Genomic DNA, 4,159 nt, shown 5'->3' with positions numbered 1-4,159 from the left:
CGACCGCGATGCGCGCGGGGGTCAGCCGGTCGCCGGCCCCGATCAGCCGGGTGCCGGTCGCGAAGTCGAGCCCCTTGCGGCGCGTGTTGCGGCCTTCAAAGGCGGGGCCTTCGCCGTCGAGCATCAGCCGGTCGCCGTCGCGCACTGCTTCCTCCTGGACGAGCACCGTGTCGGCGCCCGCCGGCATCGCCGCGCCGGTGAAGATGCGCGTCGCCTGTCCCGCGCCGACTGAACCGGTGAAGGGGCGGCCGGCCGCGCTCTCGCCGATGACCGTCCACGGCCCGGGCAGATCTGCGTAGCGGATCGCATAGCCGTCCATTGCCGACAGGTCGGTCGCGGGCTGGGTCCGGCGGGCGAGAATGTCCTCCGCGGCCCAGCGGCCCATCGCCGAGCGCAGCGGCACGGTTTCGGCGGGGACGCGCGCGCCATGGCGAAGAGGCGGGACTGGGCGTCGGCGACGGGGACGAGAGGGCGCATGCGGGCTCCGATCAGCGGGGCGATGAGGGTCTTGCGCTGCTCGCACGAATGCCGAGGGGCGGAAAGCGGGCAACGCCGCGACCGGCAGGACGCCGGTCGGTTACGCGATCAACGTACGAGGTGCGGCAGACGTTGCGGTGAGATGGGACGACATGTCCGGCGGCGCGCCGCACGCAAATCCTGTCGTCAGCGCAGGCAAAACGCGCTAGCCCTGTGGCGCAGGTCCGACGCAAGCCGGATCCGCACAGATCGCGTCGGTGCCCTTCGGGGCTTGAATGGGAATGCGGTGCGGGGTTCGCCCCAAGACCGCAGCTGTCCCTGCAACTGTAAGCGGCGAGCGACACGCACGCGCCCCCTGCGACGGGGGCAGCCACTGGGCCGATGGCCTGGGAAGGTGTGCGTCGAGCCTTGACCCGCGAGCCAGGAGACCTGCCGGCGTCTGGTCGCTCTTGTCCCGGTCCAGGGGGTGGCCGAGGCACGGTGAACGCCGTCTGAGCGACGACCATGCGGCGGGGGCCGCATCGGCGACGCATGCCGGCCGCTCATGGCGTCCGGTCGGCGCGCGTCCCGGTCGTTCGCGGCAGGCCCCCGTCCTCGTCGGACGCCGGGGATGTGCCAATGACCAAGATCATGACCGGGCGGACCGCCGGTCGTTCGACGCGACACCGGATCGGCTGGATGTTCGCGATGCTGGTGGCGGCCAATATCGCCGCTTGGGGATGGGCGTTCGCGCTGTTCCAGGCGCAGCCGCTGATGCTGGGTACCGCGATGCTCGCCTGGGGGCTGGGCCTGCGCCATGCGGTCGACGCGGATCATATAGCGGCGATCGACAATGTGACGCGCAAGCTGATGCAGGACGGGCAGCGGCCGATTGGGGTCGGCTTCTGGTTCGCGGTCGGCCATTCGGGGATCGTCCTGATCGCCGCGGTCGCCATCGCGCTGACCGCGAGTGCGCTGGCGCAGTTCGAGGCGTTCAAGCAGGCGGGCGGGGTGATCGCGACGCTGATATCCGCGCTGTTCCTGTTCACGATTGCGGCGATGAACCTGATCATCCTGCGATCGGTGTGGCGGACCTTTGGCCATGTCCGCGGCGGCGGGCGCTATGTCGAGGAGGATCTCGACCTGCTGCTTGGCAATCGCGGGCTGCTCGCACGGCTGTTCCGGCCGATGTTCCGGCTGGTCACGCGCAGCTGGCACATGGCGCCGCTCGGGTTCCTGTTCGGGCTGGGGTTCGACACCGCGACCGAAGTCGCGATCCTCGGCCTGTCTGCAAGCCAGGCGGCGGACGGGTTGTCGATCGGTACGGTGCTGGTGCTGCCCGTGCTGTTCGCGACGGGCATGGCACTGGTCGACAGTGCCGACGGGGTGGTGATGCTCGGCGCGTATGAATGGGCGTTCGTGAAGCCGATCCGCAAGCTCTATTACAACATCACGATCACGCTGATCTCGGCGATCGTCGCGATCGCGATCGGCGGGATCGAAACGCTCGCGCTGCTGGCGTCGAAGCTGGGCCTCAGCGGGGGCGTGTGGGACGTCGCTTCGGCGCTGGGCGAGAATTTCAACGGGCTGGGCTTTGCGATCATCGCGCTGTTCGTGGCATGCTGGGTGCTGAGTTTTGCGATCTACCGGTGGAAGCGGTTCGACGAGATCGAGGTGGTTCGGGGGTAACGAGCTGCGTCTCATCCTGGGCTCGACCCGGGACCCAGGGCCAGGCAGCGCATTACGCGTGGCTCTGGGTCCTGACTTTCGTCAGGATGACGGAGGTCAGGTGCATTGGCACAGTCGCCAAACTCCTCTAAACCCAACCTCGAGGTTTGGTTCTACCGAACCTGACCAGATCGCGCCGGTGCCCTTCGGGGCTTGAATGGGAATGCGGTGCGGGAGCTTTGCCTCCCAATGCCGCGGCTGTCCCTGCAACTGTAAGCGGTGAGCGAGACGCACAGGCCCCCGATGCGGGGGCAGCCACTGGGTCACGAGACCTGGGAAGGCGTGCATCGAGCTTCGACCCGCGAGCCAGGAGACCTGCCAGCGTCATGGTCGCTCTTGCCTTGATCCAGGGGATGGTCGCGGCACGGTACTCCGTCTGAGCGACGAACGCGTGCGGCCGTCAGGTCGTGCGCGCGTGTGGCTGCGGGCGTGCGTCCGTCCGTGGCTGTCGTTCCGACGCCCGGAGAGTATCGCATGACCGACCCCCAGCCGACCCTGGCCAAGATTCCCGTTACCATCGTCACCGGGTTCCTCGGCGCGGGCAAGACCACGCTGATCAGCCACCTGATCCGCAACGCCGGTGGCCGGCGGCTCGCGGTGATCGTCAACGAATTTGGCACGCTCGGTATCGACGGCGACATATTGAAGGGCTGCGCGATCCCCGATTGCCCGGCCGAGAATGTCGTCGAGCTCGCCAATGGCTGTATCTGCTGCACCGTCGCGGACGATTTCATCCCGACCGTCGAAACTTTGCTCGCGCTTGACCCGCGGCCCGACCACATCCTGATCGAGACGTCGGGGCTCGCTTTGCCCAAGCCGTTGCTCAAGGCGTTCGATTGGCCCGCGATCCGGTCGCGGATCACGGTCGACGGGGTGATCGCTCTGGCCGATGCGGAAGCGGTCGCCGCGGGACGGTTCGCGCCCGACCTCGCCGCGATCGAGGCGCAGCGGCGCGCGGATCCGAGCGTGGATCACGAGACGCCGCTTGCCGAGGTGTTCGAGGACCAGCTCGCCTGTGCCGATCTGGTGCTGCTGACCAAGGCGGATCTGGCGGGCGAGGCGGGTGTGGCTGCGGCGCGCGCGGTGATCGCGGCGGAGTCCGCGCGTGCGTTGCCGGTGATCGCGCTGACCGACGGGGTGATCGATCCGCGCGTCGTGCTCGGGCTGAACGCGGCGGCGGAGGATGACATCGCGGCGCGGCCGTCGCACCATGATGGCGCGGACGATCACGAGCATGACGATTTCGACAGCATGATCGTCGAGCTTGGCGAGATCGCGGAGCCGGCGGCGCTCGCCGCGCGGATCGAGACGCTGGCGCGCGACGCCGACATCCTGCGCGTGAAGGGCTATGCCGCGGTGACGGGCAAGCCGATGCGGCTGCTGGTGCAGGCGGTCGGGGCGCGGGTGCGGACGCAATATGATCGGCCGTGGCGCGCCGACGAGGCGCGGCAGACGCGGCTGGTGGTGATCGCCGAGCATGACCGGATCGACCCTGCAAGGATCCGGGCCGCGCTTCAGGGCTGAGGGCGATGCACGTCGTCTTCCGCGAAAGCCACGGGCTGGAGGAAAGCGCGGTCCCGCAGGACCTGGCGCAGAGCCCGGCGGACCTCGTCGTCCTGTCCTTTTCGGACGGGGATCTCGGCGCGTTCGCGGCCGGGTGGCGGCGTGCGGCGGCGAGTGGAAGCCCGCTGCCGTCGCTCAGGCTCGCCAACCTGTCCGCGCTCGCGCATCCGCTGTCGGTCGATACCTATGTCGAGCGGACGCTGGACGGTGGCGCAGGCACGGGGGCGAAGGGGATCGTGATCCGGCTGATCGGCGGGCGGTCCTACTGGTCCTATGGGTTGCAGCAGGTCGAGGTACTGGCGCGGGCGCGGGGGATCGCGCTGGCGGTGCTGCCGGCCGACGGGCGGATCGACGCACGGCTCGATGCGGCGTCGACGGTGCCGGTGTCGACGCTGCGCCGGCTCGCCGCCTT

General features: G+C 69.2%; 2 protein-coding genes, 2 pseudogenes and 2 riboswitches. Of the genes and pseudogenes, 3 read left to right on the top strand and 1 reads right to left on the bottom strand.

Annotated elements, in window-relative coordinates; all coding sequences use genetic code 11:
• A pseudogene (locus NI18_RS14850) lies at positions 1-477 on the bottom strand (molybdopterin molybdenumtransferase MoeA); the annotation flags it as partial.
• 238 nt (positions 478-715) lie between these two features.
• Positions 716-929: riboswitch (cobalamin riboswitch) on the top strand.
• A gap of 226 nt (positions 930-1,155) precedes the next feature.
• Here NI18_RS14850 and NI18_RS14845 point away from each other — a divergent pair.
• The 3 genes and pseudogenes from NI18_RS14845 to cobN form a co-directional block, all read left to right on the top strand.
• The gene (locus NI18_RS14845; RefSeq protein WP_037530938.1) at positions 1,156-2,145 is read left to right on the top strand and encodes a HoxN/HupN/NixA family nickel/cobalt transporter; all 990 of its coding nucleotides are present in this window, start codon (positions 1,156-1,158) and stop codon (positions 2,143-2,145) included.
• Positions 2,146-2,304: 159 nt separating this feature from the next.
• Positions 2,305-2,522: riboswitch (cobalamin riboswitch) on the top strand.
• A gap of 136 nt (positions 2,523-2,658) precedes the next feature.
• Entirely contained in the window at positions 2,659-3,708 is a 1,050-nt protein-coding gene (cobW, locus tag NI18_RS14840; protein ID WP_037530936.1) for a cobalamin biosynthesis protein CobW, read from the top strand.
• A gap of 5 nt (positions 3,709-3,713) precedes the next feature.
• Positions 3,714-4,159: pseudogene (gene cobN / locus NI18_RS14835) on the top strand (cobaltochelatase subunit CobN); the annotation flags it as partial.

Origin of the sequence: Sphingomonas sp. Ant20 (genome assembly GCF_000783375.1) — a bacterium.
Classification (GTDB): domain Bacteria; phylum Pseudomonadota; class Alphaproteobacteria; order Sphingomonadales; family Sphingomonadaceae; genus Sphingomonas; species Sphingomonas aerolata.
The sequence above is the reverse complement of the archived record's forward strand: the minus strand, read 5'-3'. Positions and strand labels throughout refer to the sequence as shown.

What these genes read in the sequence shown, in the direction of transcription:
- NI18_RS14845 (WP_037530938.1), top strand. Translation starts at nt 1,156, where the DNA reads ATGTTCGCGATGCTGGTGGCGGCCAATATCGCCGCTTGGGGATGGGCG.
- cobW (WP_037530936.1), top strand. Translation starts at nt 2,659, where the DNA reads ATGACCGACCCCCAGCCGACCCTGGCCAAGATTCCCGTTACCATCGTC.